Below are 17,648 nucleotides of genomic sequence, written 5' to 3'. Positions count from 1 at the left end.
GGTTATGGTCATTTCAACCGTTCTTGAATAGTTGAACCATGGACCGAAGTAAAGCCCTCGCGGCCACCCTCTCCGCCCTGGCGCACGAGACGCGGCTGGACCTGATCCGGCTGCTCGTCCCGCTGGGCGAGACCGGCCTGCCCGCGGGCGAGATCGCGCAGGCCCTGGGTCTGGCCGCGCCACGGCTGTCGTTCCACCTTGCCGCGCTGGAGCAGGCCGGGTTGATCCGGTCCCGCCGCGCCGCGCGCAATGTCATCTACAGCGTCGATACCACCGGGCTGGGACGGACGATCTCGTATCTTCTGAACGACTGCTGCTGCGATCATCCCGAAGTGCTGGCCGCCTGCAGCCACCGTCAGGGCGAAGTCGCCTCGCCCGGGACCGAGAAGACCTGACCGGGATAGATCAGGTTCGGGTCCCTGATCTTGTCGCGGTTGGCTTCAAACACCTGCACATACATCACCCCGTCGCCATAGCGTTCCTGCGCAATGCCCCAGAGGGTGAAGCCGGGCTGCACCGTCACGGTGACAAAGCCGGCAGCGGCTGGTGCGGTAGCGGCAGGGGCGGCGTCGGCCGGTTGGACGGGGGCGGCGGGTGCTGCTTCCGCGACGGCTTCCGGGACCGCCTCGGGTGCCGGCGCTTCTGTGATGGCCGTGTCGGGGGCCGTGTCGGGCGTCGCGTCGGGGACAGCGTCAGCGGCGGGCGCGGCGGCGACGGGCGCCTCGGCGGCGGGGGCGGTCGTCGCCGCTTCGGGCGTCGCTTCGGCCGTCACCGGGGCCTCGGGCGGCACGTCGGGGGTATCCTGGGCGGCCGGGGCTTCGGGCGCTGTGGTCACTGCGGCCAGGGCCTCCAGCGTCTCGCGCTTGAAGGGGGTCTCGAACCGCGAGACGACCTTGCCCTCGGCATCCAGCTGATCCACGCGCAGGGTATAGATCCCCGGCGCGGTGTCGGGCAGGTCGGTCAGCCAAAGCCCCGAGGCGGGCGCGGAAAGCTCGGCCTTCAGCTGGTTGTCCAGATAGATGCGCAGGGCCGTCCCCGCTCCGGCACGTCCGCCAACCTGCACGCCGCCGGCCGGCGTGTAGGTGATCGTGTCGATCATCACATTGTCCCGCGCCACGCTTGGCGCGTCGGGTTCCTGCAGCACCACGGCCCCGGCATCCGACAGCAGCAACGCGGGCGGCGCCTCGGGCGCGGCATCCGGCTGCGGGGCGACGGGCTCGTCCGCGGCAAGCTCGGGCAATTGGGCAGCGGCCGGTTCGGCCGGGGCCTCGGGGCCAGTGATCGGCCCCAGCGCGACCATCTCGGCCGACGCTACGGTCTCACCCCCGGCCGGGGTCATCGAGACCCAAAGCAGGCTGGGCTGCGGATTGGGCGGCAGCGTGAACACCAGCGCGAATTCGCCCGAGGCCGCCGCCTCGCCCGCGGCGACGGACAATCCGTCAACCAGCACCTCGACCCGCGCCCCGGCGGCCGCCAGACCCGAAACGACCGCGCCCCCATCCGGGGCGACGCGCCAGACATCGATCTTGGGCAGGGCCAGGGCCGGTGCGGGCGTCGGATCAGCGGAAGGTGCCGGCGCGGGCGCTTCGCTCGTCGCTTCGGCCGCGACTTCTACCGGGGCGGCGGCTTCGGGCACAGGGCGCAAGACTTGCCAGCCCAGATAGGCCGTCCCAGCCAGAAGCAGACCGGCCCCACCCAGGACCAGCGCCCTGCTTCCCGGTGACATCCTTTGCCATGCCGACATCCACTTCCCCCCGGCGTCTTTCCTTGAACTCAGGAATCTCTATATCTGACCACAGCGCAACCGTTTTCAGGCCCGGACATGACCAAGCCCTCGATCTGCGTCTTCTGTGGCTCGCGTCCCGGCGCGCGCCCGGCCTATGTCGAGGCGGCGCGTCAGACCGGGGCGATGATCGCCCGGAACGGCTGGCGTCTGGTCTATGGCGCAGGGGATATCGGCATCATGGGCGAGGTCGCTGCTGCGGCCCAGGCCGATGGGGCGGCCATGCTTGGGGTGATCCCGGTGCATCTTCTGGGCCGCGAGCGCGCCCCGCGCGACATGACCCAGACCATCGTCACCGAGGACATGCACGAGCGCAAGAAGGTCATGTTCATGAACTCGGACGCCGTTGTGGTGCTGCCGGGGGGCGCCGGGTCGCTGGACGAATTCTTCGAGGTGCTGACCTGGGCGCAGATCGGGCTGCACGGCAAGCCGATCCTGCTGCTGGATGTTCAGGGCTACTGGCAGCCGCTGCTGCGCCTTCTGGACCATGTCATCGCCGAAGGCTTCGCCGCCCCGACGCTGCGCGACCTGTTCCAGACCGTGTCGGATGTCCCCGCGCTGAACGCCGCCCTTGCCGGTGCCCTGCCCGGCTAGCCCTGATCCGGGGCCCAATGAAAAAGGCCCGTGGATCGCTCCACGGGCCCTTTGGGTCTGACGCTTGCCTTAAAGACCGGCAGAGACCGCTTCCCAGTTCACCAGCTTTTCCAGGAAGTTGGTCAGATAGGCCGGACGCTTGTTGCGGAAGTCGATGTAATAGGAATGCTCCCACACGTCGCAGCCCAGCAGCGCGGTCTGGCCAAAGCACAGCGGGTTCACGCCATTCTCGGTCTTGGTGACCTTGAGGCTGCCGTCCTTGTCCTTGACCAGCCAGGCCCAGCCCGACCCGAACTGGCCCGCACCGGCGGCCGAGAAGTCGTCCTTGAACTTCTGGACCGAGCCGAAGCTTTCGGTCAGCGCCTTTTCCAGCGCGCCGGGCATGCCCTTGTTCTCGCCCGGGGCCATCCAGGTCCAGAACATGTTGTGGTTCCAGTGCTGCGAGGCATTGTTGAAGATGCCGTTCTGCGCCACGGCGCCAGCCTGGTAGGTGCCCTTGATGATCTCTTCGACGGACTTGTTCTCCCACTCGGTGCCGGCAATCAGCTTGTTGCCGTTGTCGACATAGGCCTTGTGGTGCAGGTCGTGGTGATACTCCAACGTCTCTTTCGACATGCCAAGCGGGGCCAGCGCGTCGTGCGCATAGGGAAGGTCGGGAAGGGTGAAGGCCATGGGATCGCTCCTCGCGTTAAGGGATGGTTACCCCGAATAAGTGGCCTTGCGACCGGAAGGTCAAGGCCGCGCGGACGCTTTTGCGGGTTCCCTCAAATCGACTTGCACTTCCCGCGACCTTCAAAGTCGTTGGCATAGCCGCCACCGGGCACGGCCCGGATGGTAACCGTTTTGTCGGCTTTGAAGTAGGAGGCGCGGAATTGCATCTTGGTCATCTGCCCCGTGCTGTTGGTCATCTGCACGTTCCAGGTCAGAACCAGCTTCTTCGCCGTATCCTCGGATACCTTGGCCTTCATCGGCTGTTCGTCGTTGTAGTACATGATCAGCCCGTCCGAGACGATCGCCTGACCCGCGGCCTCGTCGTACTGCAGGATGTAAAGCTCGGTGATATAGCCGCCCCCGGCGTTCGACTGGGGCACCTTGCACTCCAGCGTCAGGGACAGCGCCGGCAGGGCCGACAGAAACAGGGCGGAAGCGGCGGTAAGCAGGCGGGACCGGAACATGAAGCACCTCGTTGAATGTGCCGTCACGCTGCGGTGTCCGTCTGCGGCCGTCAAGTCTGGTTTACAGGTTCGCGCGCCGGTTTCAGTCGAGTTCGCTTCCGGGTTGCGCAGAATGGGTCAGAAGGCCCATCACATAGCCCGCGACCGAGCGAAAGCAGACCACCGTGAACCCGCCGTCCTGCTGCCATAGCGCCGCCGCCACCTGGGCCGCACGGGTCCGGCGCAACTCGCCGGGGGCGAGGGTGTCGAAATCGACCGGAGACAGCTTGCGCAGCACTTGCGCGGCCTTCTCGCCCTCGATGCGGAACACCGCCCGCGCGTCCGAGACGTCGACAGCAAGATGATGCTCTGACCCCAGGGACTTGCCAAGCGACGCTAAAGCGGGCTGGACATCGCCATAGGGCAGGACCAGCAGGTATTCGTCGGGACTCATCCAGCCGCAGGCCCGGTCGCCATTCACCTCGATCCGCCGCTGCGCGGGAAGCTTGGTTCCGGTCACCGCCTTCACGGCTTTCTCCAGAGACTTCAAACCCTTGGCGCGCAAGGTTATCATTCCGACCGGACCGATCTCACGGATCGTGGCGAAGCCCTGGAAGCTTGCGCCGCCAAGGGCGCTGACTGGCTCAGACATTCTGCTTCTCCCCATCCTTGTCGAAGAACACCGTGTCGCGCACCCGCGCTTTCACGGTGCCGCCGGCGGCCGTGTTGAACTCGACCACCTCGCCCATCCGGCTGGGACCGTGCTGCAACAGCCCCATTGCGATGCCGCGCTTCAGGGTGGGAGAGTAGTAGGTCGAGGTGACGCGGCCCTGCACGTTGCGCTGGCCGTTGCCGTTGACACCGTCGGCGATGATATAGGAGCCGTCGGGCACGACCGATCCGTCAAGCGTCTCGAACCCGACCAGTTTCCAGCGATCCGGGCTGGCCAGGAAAGTGCGTTCCTGGCCACGCTTGCCAAGGTAGTCGGCTTTCTTCTTCGAGATCGCCCAGTCAAGGCCAAGGTCCTGCGGGATCACGGTCCCGTCGGTTTCGTCCCCGATCATGATAAAGCCCTTCTCGGCCCGCATGATGTGCAGGCACTCGGTCCCGTAGGGCATCGCGCCAAGGGCCTTTCCGGCCTGGGTGCAAGCCTCCCAGAAGGCCGCGCCGTGGCTGGCGGGGATGGCGATTTCGTAGCTGAGTTCACCCGAGAAGCTGATCCGGTAGACCCGGACCGGGAAGCCCGCAAGGGTGCCGTCCGCCCATTGCATGAAGGGCAGCGCCTCCTTTGAAACATCCATGCCACCAAGGACTTGCAGGAGTTTCCTCGCGTTCGGGCCGACGACAGCCACTTGCGCGTACTGTTCCGTGACGTTGGCGGTGTAGACCTTCCAGTCCCACCATTCGCACTGCAGCCAGTCCTCCATCCAGGCGTGGATGCGGTCGGCCCCACCCGAGGTGGTGTGGCAAAGCCAGGTGTCTTCGTCGATCCGGGCAACGACGCCGTCGTCCGACAGGAACCCCTGTTCGTTGCACATCAGGCCATAGCGGCACTTGCCGATCGGCAGGGTGGACATGACGCCGGTGTAGAGCATGTCCAGGAACTTGCCCGCATCCGGCCCCTTGACGATGATCTTGCCGAGGGTCGAGGCGTCCAGGAGGCCGAGGTTCTGGCGGGTGTTCAGCACCTCACGGTGGACGGCCTGCTCATGCGTCTCGCCTGCGCGAGGGAAGCAGTAAGGGCGGCGCCAGAGGCCGACGGGTTCAAAGTAGGCGCCCGCCTTTTCGTGCGCCTCGTGCATTGGGGTGCGGCGGAGGGGCTGGAAGATCTCGCCCCGCGATTCGCCAGCCAGCGCGCCGATGGTAACGGGCGTGTAGGGCGGCCGGAACGTGGTGGTGCCGACCTGCGGGATCTCTTGACCCAGACTGTCAGCAAGCACGGCGAGTCCGTTGATGTTGCTAAGCTTTCCCTGATCGGTCGCCATGCCAAGCGTGGTGTAGCGCTTGGTGTGTTCGACCGAGACATAGCCCTCGCGGCTGGCGAGCTGCACGTCGGAGACCTTCACGTCGTTCTGGTAGTCGAGCCACATCTTCGAGCGCAGCTGGATCGGGGCGCTCTGCGGCATGACCCAGACGGGCGGGATCGTGACGGTCGCGCCGGTGAGGGTCAGGTCCCCCGCCGCGCTGCCCACGACCTCAACCATGGCCGAGCCGTCGTGGTTCAATGGCGGGCGATTGGGGTCGGGGATGAAGGCCGAAAGGGTCTCGTCCCAGGTCAGCTTGCCGCCGCAATGGCTCCACAGGTGGACGACGGGGGACCAGCCGCCGGACATGGCGACGGCCTCGCAGGCGATTTCCTCCTGCACCGCGCCTTCGCCGGCCTGAGCGCAGATCGCGACGCCGGTCACGCGCGTCGACCCTTTGACCTTGGCGATGCCCTTACCGGTCAACACGCGGATGCCAGCGGCACGGGCCGCCTGGGGCAGCGGGCCGTCAGCCGTTTCGCGGGCGTCGAGGATGGCGGGCACGTCAAGGCCCGCGGCCTTCAGCGCAAGGGCGGTCTGGTACGCGCTGTCGTTGTTGGTGACGACCACGGTGCGGTCACCGGGCGAGACGGCATAGTTCACGACGTAGTCGCGGACGGCCGAGGCCAGCATCACGCCGGGGATGTCGTTTCCGGCGAAGCTGAGCGGGCGTTCGATCGCGCCCGTGGCGGTGATGATCTTGCCCGTGCGGATGCGCCAGAGGCGGTGCTTCGGGCGGCCGTCGCCGGGGGTATGGTCGGCGACACGCTCGTCGGCCAGGACATAGCCGTGGTCATAGACGCCGAAGCCACAGGTGCGGGTGCGGATGGAGACATTGTCGCGGGCCATCAGGTCGGCCTCGATGGCCGCGATCCAGGCGTCAACCGGCTGGCCGTCCACTTCGGTGTCGTCGACCGGGGCGCGACCGCCCAGAGTCGGGGTCTGCTCCAGCAGAATGACGCGCTGGCCTGCATCGGCGGCGGCTTTCGCGGCCTTCAGACCGGCTACCCCTGCCCCGACCACCAGGACGTCGCAGAAGGCATAAGCCTGCTCATAGCGGTCGGCGTCGCCTTCGGTGGGCGCCTTGCCCAGACCCGCCGCGCGGCGGATGAAGGGTTCGAACAGGTGCTTCCACGCCGGGCGCGGGTGGATGAAGGTCTTGTAATAGAAGCCCGCAGGCATGAACCGGGCGGCGTAGTTGTTCACCACACCCACGTCGAATTCCAGCGACGGCCAGTGGTTCTGCGAGGTGCATTCCAGCCCGTCGAAAAGTTCCGTCGTGGTGGTGCGCTGGTTCGGCTCCAGCCGGGCCCCTGCCCCAAGGTTGACCAGTGCGTTCGGCTCTTCGGGGCCCGAGGCGACGATGCCGCGCGGGCGGTGGTACTTGAAGCTGCGGCCGACCAGCATCTGGTCGTTGGCCAGCAGGCCCGCGGCGAGGGTGTCGCCCTGATACCCCTTCAAACGCTTGCCGTTGAACGAGAATTCGACCGGCGCGGTGCGGTTGATCAACCGGCCGCCCTTGGCGAGGCGCGTGCTCATTTGTAGCCCTTCCAGTCAGGCCGGCGGGCCTGGATCTTCGCGATGATGTCGGCAGGGGGTTCCGAGACCTGGGCCGGGTATGTGCCGAACACCTCCAAGGTGGCGGTGCAGCGGGCGGCAAGGAACCACTTGCCGCAGCCGTAACTGTGGCGCCAGCGTTCGAAATGCACGCCCTTGGGGTTCTTGCGGGCGAACATGTAGGCCTCGAACTCTTCCGGAGAGGAGCCGGGGCCAAAGCGCTTCAGATGCGCCTCGTAGCCGGGCGAAAGCTCGGTCTCTTCGGCCTTCACGCCGCAGTAGGGGCATTCAAGGATCAGCATGAGCGTGTTTCCGGGTGATGCAGGGATGTCATTCCTCAACCTCGGTCTGGCCGATGCCGCGGTTGAAGAAGGTGAAAAGCTCGTCCAGGGGCACCGTCAGGCCGGGCGCAAGGCCAGCCAGCCAGCGGCCGATGCGGAAAACGGACAGGCCCGCCGCTTCCAGCACGTCGACAAGCGCGTCATTCGACGGCGTGCCCGGCTCGGCGCGCACCAGCGCGGCCGAGGGCCGGACGGCCGCTAGATCGAAGCTGCGCAGCACCTGTTCCTCATGCCCGCCGGCATTGACCACAAGAAGCTGCGCCGCCTTGATCCCCAACTCGTGCAGGACGGCGTCCAGGCGGATGAAGGGCACCTCGACGCTGTCCAGATCGTCAGCGGTCGCGCCCCGGACCAGAATCCGGTCGCGGACGATCGAGGCGCGGTGGCGGGCCAGCTTCGGGTTACGCTCCAGCGCCTCGGGTTTCAGGAAATGCAGCGGCAGATTGGCCGCGATGTCAGAGATGCCAAGGTTCAGCACCGCAACCCGGTCGCTTTCGGTATGAAGCGTCTCAAGTGCGGTAAACTGGGCGGGGTGCGGTTCGATGAGAAGTCCCGACCAGCCATCGTCGCGAAAGCGGTCCAGCAGGCCCAGCCCGCCCTCTCCGCTGCCCGAACCGACCTCGACCACGAAAACGCGGCCCTTGTGGCGGTCATGCACCGCGTTCAGGATCATGGCCAGCATCGGCGCGTCCAGTCGCCAGGACCGTTTTATCGCCAGTGTTCCCAGGGGGCGGACCATGTCTCAGCCCCCGATACGGTGTGGGGCGGGCGCGGTCTTGCGCCCGCCGCCAAGGTCAGGGATTCGCCGGGGCCACAGGCTCGGCAGCACCATCATCGGCCGGAGCCGCATCGTCGGCCGGGGCCGCAGCATCGGGCGCAGCGGCTTCGGGTGCGGCAGGCTCGACAGTAAGGTTGGTCGAATTGTCGACCGGAGCGGCCGGCGGCTCGATGGTGACGTTGGTGTCGTTGTCAGCCGGCGTGGTGGCCACGGGGCCCGGTCCACCGAACACCAGCCACAGGATGAAACCCACCGCGACGACAAGGCCGCCGACGATAAGCGCCATGCTTGCGCCAGAGGATTCGGTCGTCCGGGTCTCGCGGACATAGGTCTTGTAGTTGTCCTGGTCAGCCATTGGAAAATCTCCATGCTTTGGTTTACTGGCATGGAAACTCGCCCCCCGGCGCGGGGGTTCCGGGGCTGCGGCCGCTCGGCAGAAAGGCGCCGCAGGCTGGTCATCAATGCGCCACCCCGGCGGCGACGGATTCGTCGATGAACTGGCCTTCCTTGAAGCGCCACATGCTGAAATCGGCCGCGAGGGGGCCGGGTTCGCCCTTGGCCATCAGTTCCGCCATCGCCCAGCCGGAGCCGGGGATCGCCTTGAAGCCGCCCGTGCCCCAGCCGCAGTTGATGAAGCAGTTGCCAAGCGGGGTCTTCGAAATCAACGGCGAGCGGTCGCCGGTCATGTCGACGATGCCGCCCCACTGGCGCAGCATCTTCAACCGGCTGATCATCGGGAAGGTTTCGACCAGGGCGCGCAGGGTTTCCTCGATATGGTGGAAGCTGCCGCGCTGGGTAAAGTTGTTGAACCCGTCGGTGCCGCCGCCGATCACCATCTCACCCTTGTCGGATTGCGACATGTAGCCGTGGACAGTGTTGGCCATCACAACGACATCCATGCAGGGCTTGATCGGTTCGCTGACCAGCGCCTGAAGCGCCACGGCCTCGATCGGCAGGCGGAAGCCCGCCATCTCGGCCAACTGGCCCGAATGACCTGCGACGACCATGCCAAGCTTCTTGCAGCCGATGAAGCCCTTGGTAGTGTCGATCCCGGTGACTTGACCGTTTTCGGAGCGCACACCTTTGACTTCGCAGTTCTGGATGATGTGCATGCCCATCGCCGAGCAGGCGCGGGCATAGCCCCAGGCGACGGCGTCGTGGCGGGCAGTGCCGCCGCGGGCCTGATACAAGGCGCCGAGGATCGGGTAGCGCGGGCCGTCGATGTTGATGATCGGGACCAGTTCCTTCACGCGCTGGGGCGAGATCCATTCGGTCTGCACGCCTTGGAGCGCGTTCGCGTGAACCGTGCGCAGGTAGCCGCGCACCTCGTGGTGGGTTTGGCCCAGCATAAGAAGGCCGCGGGGCGAGAACATGACGTTGTAGTTCAGCTCCTGGCTCAGCGTCTCGTAAATCGCGCGGGCTTTTTCGTAGATCGCGGCCGAGGGGTCCTGCAGATAGTTCGAGCGGATGATCGTCGTGTTCCGCCCGGTATTGCCGCCACCCAGCCAGCCCCTTTCAATCACCGCGACATTGGTGATGCCGAAGTTCTTGCCCAGGTAATAGGCGGTCGCAAGGCCGTGGCCCCCGGCGCCGACGATGATCGCGTCGTAGGACGCTTTCGGCTCGGGCGAAGCCCAGGCGCGTTCCCAGCCCATGTGGTAGCGGGCTGCCTCGCGGGCGATGGCAAAGACCGAATAGCGCTTCATCGGGGCCTCGTCTGGGAAGAGCGGACCTGGCGTCCGTCATCACTCTCTATGATCGGTTGCCGGTTATAGCCGCAGACATAGGCGGCACAATCGGGAAAATTGCGACATTTGTGAAGCTGCTGCAGGGGTCGGGGTGGATGCGGCCGATTGCCCCTTTCTTGGGGTGGCCCGAACGACTACATCGGGCCGGACTGGCATGGTCGGCATGGGGCTGGGGCGGCGATGATGGCGGATTGGGACTTCTGGGCGGTGGCGCTGCTGGGTGCGGTGGCGGTAACGGCCCTGCTGGTCCAGGCGCTGCGGCGCGGCCGGGCCGAAGCGGCGGCGGCCGAGGCGGACCTGGCAGTCTACAAGGACCAGATGGCCGAGATCGCGCGCGACCTGGCGCGCGGCACCATCGGCACGGAAGAGGCCGAGCGTCTGCGCAGCGAGGTCGGCCGCCGGGTGCTGGACCTTGACCGCCAGCGCGGCACCGGGACCGTTGCAGCCGAAGCACCCCTTGCGCCTGTCGCGGCGCTGATCGTGGCCGTGGTGCTGGGCGGGGGCCTGGCGACCTATTGGTGGCTTGGCGCGCCGGGCTATCCCGACCTGCCGATCGAACGCCGCATCGCGCTGGCCGATGAGCGGATGGCCACGCGTCCTTCGCAGGCCGAGGCGGTCGCCGTCGCACCCAAGGTCGCGCCGCCAGAGGTGGACCCGGATTTCGTGAAGCTGATGGACTCGCTGCGCAGCGCCGTGGAAGAGCGTCCCGACGACCCGCGCGGGCTGGAGCTTCTGGCCCGCAACGAGACCGCGCTTGGCAACTTCGCAGCAGCCGAGGCCGCCCAGCGCCGGCTGATCGCGGCAAAGGGCACGGCTGTCACCGCAGCGGACCAGGCCGCTCTGGCCGAGATCATGATTGCCGCAGCCGGCGGCTATGTCTCGCCCGAGGCCGAGGTCGCGTTGCAGGCCGCCCTTGCGCTGGACCCGACCGAGGGGCTGGCGCGCTATTACGCGGGGCTGATGTTCGTTCAGGCGGGCCGCTACGACCGCGGCTTCGCCCTGTGGAGCGACCTTCTGGAAACCGGGCCAGCCGATGCGCCCTGGACCGAACCCCTGCGCGCCCAGATCGAAGAGGTCGCCTGGCGGGCCGGTCTCACCTACCAGCTGCCCGACGCGCGCGGGCCCAGCGCAGGCGACATGGCCACCGCCGCCGAGATGACTCCGGAAGAGCGGCAGGCGATGATCGAAGGCATGGTCGCGCAGCTGTCCGAGCGGCTGGCGACCGAGGGCGGCGATGTCGAGGATTGGGACCGCCTGATCCGCTCGCTGGCGGTGCTGGAGCGGCTGAGCGAAGCGCAGACCATCTATGACGAAGCCAAGGTGCGCTTCGAGGGGCGGCCGGCGGAACTGTCCTTCCTGCGGCTGGCGGCGGTGGAAACGGGGCTGTCGCCATGATCTGCGCCTTAATCGAAGAGTTTGCCGCGGCCCTGCCGCCGAACCGGGCGGTTGCCGGGCTGGACCTGGGCGACAAGACCATCGGGGTGGCGCTGTCGGACCTGCGCCGGCAGGTGGCCACCCCGATCGAGGTGATCCGGCGCGAGAAGTTCACCATCGATGCGGCCAGGCTTCTGGCCCTGCTGGAGGCGCGGGGGGCGGCGGGGATCGTGCTGGGGCTGCCCTTGAACATGGACGGCTCGGTCGGGCCGCGCGTGCAGGCCACTCAGGCCTTCGCGCGCAATCTGGAAAAGCTGACCGCCCTGCCGATCTGCTATTGGGACGAGCGCTTGTCGACCGTCGCGGCCGAACGGGCGCTTCTGGAGGCGGATACGTCGCGGAAGCGTCGGAAAGAGGTGATCGACCAGGTGGCGGCGGGCTATATCCTGCAAGGCGCGCTGGACCGGATGGCGCATCTTGCCAGGGACTGACGGGAAGGATGACGGGTTGAAGGACGATGTCTGGAAGCGCGACGAGATTGCTTCACCTTGCGTGAAGCTGTGCGTCGTACACCCCGAGGAGCGGATCTGCGTCGGCTGCTATCGCAGCATCGACGAGATCAGCCGCTGGTCCCGGCTGACGCATGAGGAACGCGCGACCGTGATGGCGGAATTGCCAGAGCGCGCGCCCCGTCTGGCCAAGCGCCGCGGCGGGCGTCAGGCCCGGCTGGACCGCTAGTCAAGCGGAGTGCCTGCGGCACGGAGTCTTGGGGTCGCCGGCGCGGACTTGCGTCCGCTTGTCTCCGGCTGGGGGCATTCTGCCCCCAAACCCCCTGAGGATATTTTAAGACAGAAAATCAGGGCCGCGTGAGCCAGGCCGCGACCGAGGAAAGCTGCGGGCGCAGGTAGGCGATCATCCGGCCTTCGGCGGGGGCGTGGTCGCCCGGTTGCCATGGGGCGACACCGTGCAGCGTCAGACGGTGCAGCAGCGTCGCCTCTCCTGGCCGGACCGGAAGTTCGATGCGCCGGCAGCTGGCAAAGACCTGGCGCCGGGCCCGCTGGTAGGGTTCGGTAATGTCGACCTTTCCCCAAGCCGCAGGGGGATGTGGTTCCAGGGCCTTGAGCAGTGCGGCGCGCAGGATTTCGTGGCTGCCCTCCCACACCGTCAGGGGCGAGGCACCCGTCTCGTTCAGCGGCAAGCCCAGAATCCAGGCATGCGGCTCTTTCACCATGCGGCGCTTCTGCAGGCCGATGGGCAGAAGCCCGTCCAGATGCGCAGCGTCGCGGTCGCGGCGGTAGGCGAAGGCGGCGGGCGTCTCCTCGGCCGAGGATTGGGGATAGCCGGGGCGGATCACCGAAAGCTGGACGCGGTGCAGGGGTTCGGGCGCCAGAGGCAGGGCCTCCCACGGGAAGGGCGTGCCGGCAAGACTGCCGTCCGGCTCGTTCGGCAGCGCATCGACGCCCACGAACCAGGTGCCGCCACAGCGCCAGGCCTCATCCGTGGTGGCGAGGTGATCCAGAGCGGCGGTGCGGGCGGCCTCGGCCCAGGCGGCAATCGCCGGGTGGGGACCAATCCGCTGCCAGCCCGGGTTCACCATCCCAGGACCTTGCGCAGCATGTTCAGCGCGACCAGCGTCAGAAAGACCGCAAAGGCGCGTTTCAGGGGCTTGGGGTTCATCGAATGCGCCAGCCGCACGCCCAGGGGTGTGGTCAGAAGCGTCGTCCCGATCACCACCAGGAAGGCCGGCAGGTTCACCGCGCCCAGGGTATAGGGCGGCGCGTCCGCCACGGGCAGGAACAGAAAGCCCAGAACCGCCGGCACCGCGATCAGCACGCCGAAGCCCGAGGCCGTGGCGACCGCGCGGTGGATCGGCATCGAATAGAGCGTCATCAAGGGCACCCCGAAGGTCCCGCCGCCAATCCCCATCATCGCCGAGAAGAAGCCGACCGCCCCGGCCAGAAGGCTGCGCACCGGCTGGCCCGGCATCGCTGCCCCAAGCCGCCAATTGTCACGACCGAAAGCCATCCACAGGCCGGCCAGCCCGGCGAGTGTCCCGAACACCGCTTGCAGCGTGGACGAGGACAGGCGTGAGGCAACGAAGGTTCCCACGGCCGCCGCGATGATCAGGCCTGGGCCCCAGGTCTTCAGCACCGCCCAATCCACCGCGCCCTTCTTGTTGTGCGACGCAACCGAGCGGACCGAGGTGATCGCGATGGTCGCCATTGCCGTGGCGACGCAGATCTGCATCAGCTGATCGCCGCCATAGCCCAGCGCGCCAAAGGCGTAGAAGAAGGCGGGCACCAGCACGATCCCGCCGCCCACACCCAGCAGGCCACCGACCACTCCGGCAAAGGCACCGATCACCACCAGCGCGGCCAGCATGGGAAGAAGCAGGGAAAGTTCTGGCATGTCGGCCCCCTTTGACGACTTGCGCCGGACATAGCCCGCCCCCTGCCCGAGGGCCAGAGACAAAGGCTCTGGCCAAGGTGGATACCGAATGGTATGCAACCCGTCCGTTTCGAGTCGGGGCCAGCGTTTCCAGGCCCCCGCCCCAATTTTCAAAGGCTTTCTCATGTCCGACCGTATTCTGCGCCCGGCGCTGGTGCTGGGACTTCTGTCCTGCATTGGCCCCTTTGCCATCGACATGTACCTGCCGGCGATGCCGGCCATCGCCAAGGACCTTGGCACGACCGTGCAGGCGATGCAGGGCACGATTGTCGCTTACTTCATCGCCTTCGGCCTGGCACAGCTGATCTACGGCCCCTGGGCCGACCGCTGGGGGCGCAAGCCGCCGCTTTATGCCGGGATCGCGGTTTTCATGCTGGGCTCGGCCTTCTGCACCTTCGCGCCCACCGTGGAGTGGCTGACCTTCGGCCGTGCGATCCAGGGGCTGGGCGGCGCCGCGCTGATGGTGGTGCCGCGCGCGATCATCCGTGACCTGTACACCGGCCCGCAGGCCACCCGGCTGATGGCGGCGGTGATGATGGTGATCTCGGTCTCGCCGATGCTGGCACCGCTGGCCGGGTCGGGGATGATCGCGCTGTGGGATTGGCGGTCGATCTTCGCCACGCTTACCATCGCGGGGGTTGCCAGCCTGGCGATCCTGGCGCTGTTCCAGCCCGAGACGTTGCACAAGGCCGACCGCCAGCCCTTCAACTGGTCCGCGATGCGGCGGGGGGCGGCGGTCCTGTTCACCGATCCCCTGTTCATGGGGCTGACCTTCCTGGGCGGCTTTGGCATGGCGAGTTTCTTCGTCTTTATCGCCAGTGCCAGCTTTGTCTACACTGGCGCTTTCGGCCTGTCGCCGACCGGCTTTTCCATCGCCTTCGCGATCAACGCGATCGGCTTCTTTGCCGCCTCGCAGATGGCGGGACCGCTGGGGATGCGCCACGGCGCGCCGAAGGTGATGGCCTGGGCCTCGGCCGGGTTCGCGCTCTTCACGGTGGCGCTGTTCGCGCTGGCCCTGGCGGGGGTGATGTCGTTGTGGCTGTGCGTGGCGGGGCTGTTCCTGGCCAATGCCTGCCTGGGGCTGATCATCCCGACCGCGATGGTCATGGCGCTGGACGAGCACGGCGACATCGCCGGGCTCGCCTCCTCGCTGGGCGGCACGCTGCAGATGCTGGCGGGCGGGGTGATGATCGCCGCGGTGGGGCCGTTCTTCGACGGGACTGCCACGCCGATGCTGGGGGCCATCGCGCTGTGCGGCGTTCTGGTGCTGGCCCTGTCGCGGCTGGTGCGGTCGCGTCAGGCGGCGGCGCTGGCCTGAAGCTCGGCCAGCGCGCGGTCGATCACATCAAGGCCCGCGCCGTTGCGTGAGGCGTTTTCCGACAGCACCCGGCGCCAACCCCTGGCGCCGGGTTTGCCGGTGAACAGGCCCAGCATGTGCCGGGTGATCTGGTGCAGCCTGCCCCCCTGCGCCAGATGCTCGGCGATATAGGGGCGCATGGCGTCAACCACAGCGATGGCGTCGGGGGCGAAATCCTCGCCCCACAGCGCATCGGCCCCGATCAGGGTGCTGGCCGGATCGTGATAGGCCGCCCGGCCGATCATCACCCCATCCAGGCCCCGGTCCAACAAAACCCTGGCCTGCGCCAGCGAGGTGATACCACCGTTGATGCAGATCAGCAGCTCGGGGAACTGCTCCTTCATCCGCACCACCAGGTCGTGGTCAAGCGGGGGGATCTCACGGTTTTCTTTGGGTGACAGGCCCTGCAGCCAGGCCTTGCGCGCATGGATGATGACATGCCGCACCCCTGCCCCGGCCAGGGTCTCGATAAAGGCGGGCAGCACCGCCTCGGGGTCCTGCTCGTCCACGCCGATCCGGCATTTGACGGTGACCGGGGCATCCGTCTCGCCCCTCATCGCGCGAACGCAGTCGGCAACCAGTTCGGGCCGCTCCATCAGCACCGCGCCGAAACAGCCCGACTGCACCCGGTCCGACGGGCAGCCGCAGTTCAGGTTGATCTCGTCATAGCCCCAAGCGTTGGCGATGCGCGTGGCCTCGGCCAGCTCACGCGGGTCCGAACCGCCAAGTTGCAGCGCAACGGGATGTTCCACCTGCGAATAGTCCAGCAGCCGGGGTTTCGGGCCGTGGACGATGGCCGGGGCGGTCACCATTTCCGTGTACAGCATCGCCCGCCGCGTCATCTGCCGGTGAAAGACACGGCAGTGCCGATCCGTCCAGTCCATCATCGGCGCAACGGAAAGGCGGCGGGCGTCCTGCGCCAGGGGGCGTTCTGGATGACCTGTATCGTTGGCACCCGTCGTCATGCGTCGTTCGTCCTGTCCTGGCCCGCGAATTCCCGTCCGGCCGCACCGGAAGCGGGATGCCCGACGCAACATGGGCACTGCCGGCTGCCTATCCAAGCATAGAAGCGCCATTCGGGTCAGCGCATACAAGGCAGGGATCATGCTGCGCAAGGCTGGAAAGCGGCCGGGGCGTTCAGGGAAATCCGTCAACAAGACCGCTTGGTCCACCGGGCGCGTGGTCACTGGCTGAACCGTGGTGCGCCCTTGTTCGTGCCGCCAGCCGACGCGCAACTACCTGTCGCGCAGGATCGCGACGATCTCGTCATACCCCCGCGCCTGGGCATGTTGTAGCGGTGTCACGCCGTCCCGGTCGCCGATGGTCCGGTCTGCCCCGGCCGCGACCAGGGCACGCACCGTCTCGATGTGACCGGGACCGCCGTTGCCCAGGATCACCGCCTCGATCAGGGCGGTCCAGCCAAGGTTGTTGACGTGATCCAGCGGCGCGCCCCCGGCGACAAGACGACGGACCACCTCCTGATGCCCCAGATGCGCCGCCGCGATCAGCGCCGTGCCGTCATAAACGCTGGTGATCAGGTCGGGACGGTTGCCCAGGCGCAAGGCCAGCGTCACCATCTCGGGATCGTCGGCGACTGCGGCGATGGTCAGCACATCATAGACCTGATCGTCCAGCGCGTTCATGTCGGCACCGGCGACGGCTAGCGCCTCAAGCGCCGCGTCGTGCGAGGCGAAGGCCGCCACATGCGCAGGCGTGCGGCCATTGGCATCGCGCGCGTTCAGGTCCGCGCCGGCCGCGATCAGACTGCGGATGGCGTCCAGGTCGCCCAGATGCGCGGCGCGGTGCAGACCATCATAGGCCGCAACCTCGGCCGGCGAGGGCGCGGTCTGGGCGACGGCCGACTGGCTGACCGCAACAAGGGCGGCAAGAAGAAGCAAGGCTTTCATGCGAAATCTCCCAGTGGTTTGGCCGGCCCTAGCGGCCGGCCAGGGGTACAGTCGGTCATTCCGCTCCGATGGCGTCCAGACCGGCGCGGGCGCAAGCAGCATCGACATCGCCCGACGGCGCGCCGCCGACACCGATCCCGCCGACCAGCGCGCCACCGATCCTGATCGGAAGGCCCCCGCCCTGGATCACCAGACGCGCATCCATGTCGCGCAGCCCGGCATTCTGCGGGTTCTCGGCGATGAACCCTGCAAGATCGGCAGTATCGCGGCCCATCGCGGCCGAGGTAAACGCCTTGCCGGTCGCGCTGGAGGCGGTATGCGGCCCGGAATTGTCGGCCTTCAGCACCACCTTCGTCGCCCCGTCACGCGCGACGATGGCCACGGTGACATTGTGCTTTTCGGCGGCGCAGGCCGCAAGGGCGGCCTCGGCAGCGGTCGTCGCCATCTCCAGCGGCAGGTATGGCGCGGTCGGCAGATCCTGCGCGACGGCAGAGATCGGGGCCAGCAGCGCAGCGGTCAGGGCAAGCTTGCGGATCATCGTGGTCCTCCTTCGGGGTTGATGAAAGACCCCTACCCCCCCGTC

20 protein-coding genes are annotated in these 17,648 nt (G+C 67.3%); 6 read left to right on the top strand and 14 right to left on the bottom strand.

The genetic code is table 11. The annotated features are described in order from the left end of the window. The first annotated feature begins 38 nt into the window (after positions 1 to 38). Entirely contained in the window at positions 39 to 395 is a 357-nt protein-coding gene (locus CXR42_RS01050; protein WP_103255663.1) for an ArsR/SmtB family transcription factor, read from the top strand. On the opposite strand, the gene CXR42_RS19640 is transcribed toward CXR42_RS01050, so the two are convergent. Further along, complete coding sequence (locus tag CXR42_RS19640; protein ID WP_245875314.1) at positions 356 to 1,726, bottom strand: LysM peptidoglycan-binding domain-containing protein; 1,371 nt, start codon at positions 1,724 to 1,726, stop codon at positions 356 to 358. The genes CXR42_RS01050 and CXR42_RS19640 overlap by 40 nt on opposite strands. A 96-nt stretch (positions 1,727 to 1,822) precedes the next feature. Here CXR42_RS19640 and CXR42_RS01040 point away from each other — a divergent pair, with 96 nt between their 5' ends. After that, entirely contained in the window at positions 1,823 to 2,377 is a 555-nt protein-coding gene (locus CXR42_RS01040) for an LOG family protein (RefSeq protein ID WP_103255662.1), read from the top strand. Between the two features lie 69 nt (positions 2,378 to 2,446). On the opposite strand, the gene CXR42_RS01035 is transcribed toward CXR42_RS01040, so the two are convergent. From CXR42_RS01035 to CXR42_RS01000, 8 genes are all read right to left on the bottom strand, one after another. Beyond that, positions 2,447 to 3,049 carry a superoxide dismutase gene (locus CXR42_RS01035; protein ID WP_103255661.1) on the bottom strand — a complete coding sequence of 201 codons (603 nt, stop codon included), beginning with the start codon at positions 3,047 to 3,049 and terminating at the stop codon, positions 2,447 to 2,449. 92 nt (positions 3,050 to 3,141) lie between these two features. After that, positions 3,142 to 3,552, bottom strand: coding sequence for a hypothetical protein (locus CXR42_RS01030; protein ID WP_103255660.1), 411 nt, complete (start codon positions 3,550 to 3,552; stop codon positions 3,142 to 3,144). Positions 3,553 to 3,634: 82 nt separating this feature from the next. Further along, positions 3,635 to 4,183 carry a sarcosine oxidase subunit gamma gene (locus CXR42_RS01025; RefSeq protein ID WP_103255659.1) on the bottom strand — a complete coding sequence of 183 codons (549 nt, stop codon included), beginning with the start codon at positions 4,181 to 4,183 and terminating at the stop codon, positions 3,635 to 3,637. Continuing rightward, complete coding sequence (locus CXR42_RS01020) at positions 4,176 to 7,094, bottom strand: sarcosine oxidase subunit alpha family protein (RefSeq protein WP_103255658.1); 2,919 nt, start codon at positions 7,092 to 7,094, stop codon at positions 4,176 to 4,178. The genes CXR42_RS01025 and CXR42_RS01020 overlap by 8 nt, the downstream gene beginning before the upstream one ends. Then, a complete protein-coding gene (locus CXR42_RS01015; protein WP_103255657.1) occupies positions 7,091 to 7,414 on the bottom strand; it encodes a sarcosine oxidase subunit delta in 324 nt (107 codons plus the stop codon). Before CXR42_RS01015 ends, CXR42_RS01020 begins: the two co-directional genes overlap by 4 nt. A 28-nt stretch (positions 7,415 to 7,442) precedes the next feature. After that, positions 7,443 to 8,192 (bottom strand): FkbM family methyltransferase, encoded by a 750-nt coding sequence (locus tag CXR42_RS01010; protein ID WP_146037973.1) that lies wholly within the window; start codon positions 8,190 to 8,192, stop codon positions 7,443 to 7,445. Between the two features lie 55 nt (positions 8,193 to 8,247). After that, entirely contained in the window at positions 8,248 to 8,586 is a 339-nt protein-coding gene (locus CXR42_RS01005; RefSeq protein ID WP_103255655.1) for a hypothetical protein, read from the bottom strand. A 103-nt stretch (positions 8,587 to 8,689) separates the two neighbouring features. After that, positions 8,690 to 9,937 carry a sarcosine oxidase subunit beta family protein gene (locus tag CXR42_RS01000; RefSeq protein ID WP_103255654.1) on the bottom strand — a complete coding sequence of 416 codons (1,248 nt, stop codon included), beginning with the start codon at positions 9,935 to 9,937 and terminating at the stop codon, positions 8,690 to 8,692. 225 nt (positions 9,938 to 10,162) lie between these two features. On the opposite strand from CXR42_RS01000, the gene ccmI reads away from it, so the two are divergent. The 3 genes from ccmI to CXR42_RS00985 are packed head-to-tail and all read left to right on the top strand — an operon-like array spanning position 10,163 to position 12,091. Further along, positions 10,163 to 11,374, top strand: a complete 1,212-nt coding sequence (ccmI, locus tag CXR42_RS00995) for a c-type cytochrome biogenesis protein CcmI (RefSeq protein WP_103256963.1) — start codon at positions 10,163 to 10,165, stop codon at positions 11,372 to 11,374. After that, positions 11,371 to 11,844, top strand: a complete 474-nt coding sequence (gene ruvX, locus CXR42_RS00990) for a Holliday junction resolvase RuvX (RefSeq protein WP_103255653.1) — start codon at positions 11,371 to 11,373, stop codon at positions 11,842 to 11,844. Before ccmI ends, ruvX begins: the two co-directional genes overlap by 4 nt. 16 nt (positions 11,845 to 11,860) lie before the next feature. Next, on the top strand, positions 11,861 to 12,091 hold the full coding sequence (locus CXR42_RS00985; protein WP_103255652.1) for a DUF1289 domain-containing protein: 231 nt from the start codon (positions 11,861 to 11,863) through the stop codon (positions 12,089 to 12,091). 118 nt (positions 12,092 to 12,209) lie between these two features. On the opposite strand, the gene CXR42_RS00980 is transcribed toward CXR42_RS00985, so the two are convergent. Continuing rightward, a complete protein-coding gene (locus tag CXR42_RS00980; protein WP_103255651.1) occupies positions 12,210 to 12,950 on the bottom strand; it encodes a hypothetical protein in 741 nt (246 codons plus the stop codon). Next, on the bottom strand, positions 12,944 to 13,762 hold the full coding sequence (locus tag CXR42_RS00975) for a sulfite exporter TauE/SafE family protein (protein WP_103256962.1): 819 nt from the start codon (positions 13,760 to 13,762) through the stop codon (positions 12,944 to 12,946). Before CXR42_RS00975 ends, CXR42_RS00980 begins: the two co-directional genes overlap by 7 nt. 163 nt (positions 13,763 to 13,925) lie before the next feature. Here CXR42_RS00975 and CXR42_RS00970 point away from each other — a divergent pair, with 163 nt between their 5' ends. After that, entirely contained in the window at positions 13,926 to 15,119 is a 1,194-nt protein-coding gene (locus tag CXR42_RS00970) for a multidrug effflux MFS transporter (protein WP_103255650.1), read from the top strand. Here the strand turns inward: CXR42_RS00970 and dusA are convergent. The 3 genes from dusA to CXR42_RS00955 form a co-directional block, all read right to left on the bottom strand. After that, a complete protein-coding gene (gene dusA, locus CXR42_RS00965) occupies positions 15,098 to 16,123 on the bottom strand; it encodes a tRNA dihydrouridine(20/20a) synthase DusA (protein WP_103255649.1) in 1,026 nt (341 codons plus the stop codon). The genes CXR42_RS00970 and dusA overlap by 22 nt on opposite strands. 270 nt (positions 16,124 to 16,393) lie before the next feature. Continuing rightward, on the bottom strand, positions 16,394 to 17,065 hold the full coding sequence (locus CXR42_RS00960; RefSeq protein WP_103255648.1) for an ankyrin repeat domain-containing protein: 672 nt from the start codon (positions 17,063 to 17,065) through the stop codon (positions 16,394 to 16,396). Between the two features lie 55 nt (positions 17,066 to 17,120). Further along, positions 17,121 to 17,603, bottom strand: a complete 483-nt coding sequence (locus CXR42_RS00955) for a GlcG/HbpS family heme-binding protein (RefSeq protein WP_103255647.1) — start codon at positions 17,601 to 17,603, stop codon at positions 17,121 to 17,123. Between the last annotated feature and the right edge of the window lie 45 nt (positions 17,604 to 17,648).

The sequence above is a fragment of the Tabrizicola aquatica genome (assembly GCF_002900975.1).
Classification (GTDB): domain Bacteria; phylum Pseudomonadota; class Alphaproteobacteria; order Rhodobacterales; family Rhodobacteraceae; genus Tabrizicola; species Tabrizicola aquatica.
The sequence above is the reverse complement of the archived record's forward strand: the minus strand, read 5'-3'. Positions and strand labels throughout refer to the sequence as shown.

Coding starts and splice junctions, on each gene's coding strand:
- CXR42_RS01050 (WP_103255663.1), top strand. CDS start 39: ATGGACCGAAGTAAAGCCCTCGCGGCCACCCTCTCCGCCCTGGCGCAC.
- CXR42_RS19640 (WP_245875314.1), bottom strand. CDS start 1,726: ATGTCACCGGGAAGCAGGGCGCTGGTCCTGGGTGGGGCCGGTCTGCTT.
- CXR42_RS01040 (WP_103255662.1), top strand. CDS start 1,823: ATGACCAAGCCCTCGATCTGCGTCTTCTGTGGCTCGCGTCCCGGCGCG.
- CXR42_RS01035 (WP_103255661.1), bottom strand. CDS start 3,049: ATGGCCTTCACCCTTCCCGACCTTCCCTATGCGCACGACGCGCTGGCC.
- CXR42_RS01030 (WP_103255660.1), bottom strand. CDS start 3,552: ATGTTCCGGTCCCGCCTGCTTACCGCCGCTTCCGCCCTGTTTCTGTCG.
- CXR42_RS01025 (WP_103255659.1), bottom strand. CDS start 4,183: ATGTCTGAGCCAGTCAGCGCCCTTGGCGGCGCAAGCTTCCAGGGCTTC.
- CXR42_RS01020 (WP_103255658.1), bottom strand. CDS start 7,094: ATGAGCACGCGCCTCGCCAAGGGCGGCCGGTTGATCAACCGCACCGCG.
- CXR42_RS01015 (WP_103255657.1), bottom strand. CDS start 7,414: ATGCTGATCCTTGAATGCCCCTACTGCGGCGTGAAGGCCGAAGAGACC.
- CXR42_RS01010 (WP_146037973.1), bottom strand. CDS start 8,192: ATGGTCCGCCCCCTGGGAACACTGGCGATAAAACGGTCCTGGCGACTG.
- CXR42_RS01005 (WP_103255655.1), bottom strand. CDS start 8,586: ATGGCTGACCAGGACAACTACAAGACCTATGTCCGCGAGACCCGGACG.
- CXR42_RS01000 (WP_103255654.1), bottom strand. CDS start 9,937: ATGAAGCGCTATTCGGTCTTTGCCATCGCCCGCGAGGCAGCCCGCTAC.
- ccmI (WP_103256963.1), top strand. CDS start 10,163: ATGGCGGATTGGGACTTCTGGGCGGTGGCGCTGCTGGGTGCGGTGGCG.
- ruvX (WP_103255653.1), top strand. CDS start 11,371: ATGATCTGCGCCTTAATCGAAGAGTTTGCCGCGGCCCTGCCGCCGAAC.
- CXR42_RS00980 (WP_103255651.1), bottom strand. CDS start 12,950: ATGGTGAACCCGGGCTGGCAGCGGATTGGTCCCCACCCGGCGATTGCC.
- CXR42_RS00975 (WP_103256962.1), bottom strand. CDS start 13,762: ATGCCAGAACTTTCCCTGCTTCTTCCCATGCTGGCCGCGCTGGTGGTG.
- CXR42_RS00970 (WP_103255650.1), top strand. CDS start 13,926: ATGTCCGACCGTATTCTGCGCCCGGCGCTGGTGCTGGGACTTCTGTCC.
- dusA (WP_103255649.1), bottom strand. CDS start 16,123: ATGACGACGGGTGCCAACGATACAGGTCATCCAGAACGCCCCCTGGCG.
- CXR42_RS00960 (WP_103255648.1), bottom strand. CDS start 17,065: ATGAAAGCCTTGCTTCTTCTTGCCGCCCTTGTTGCGGTCAGCCAGTCG.
- CXR42_RS00955 (WP_103255647.1), bottom strand. CDS start 17,603: ATGATCCGCAAGCTTGCCCTGACCGCTGCGCTGCTGGCCCCGATCTCT.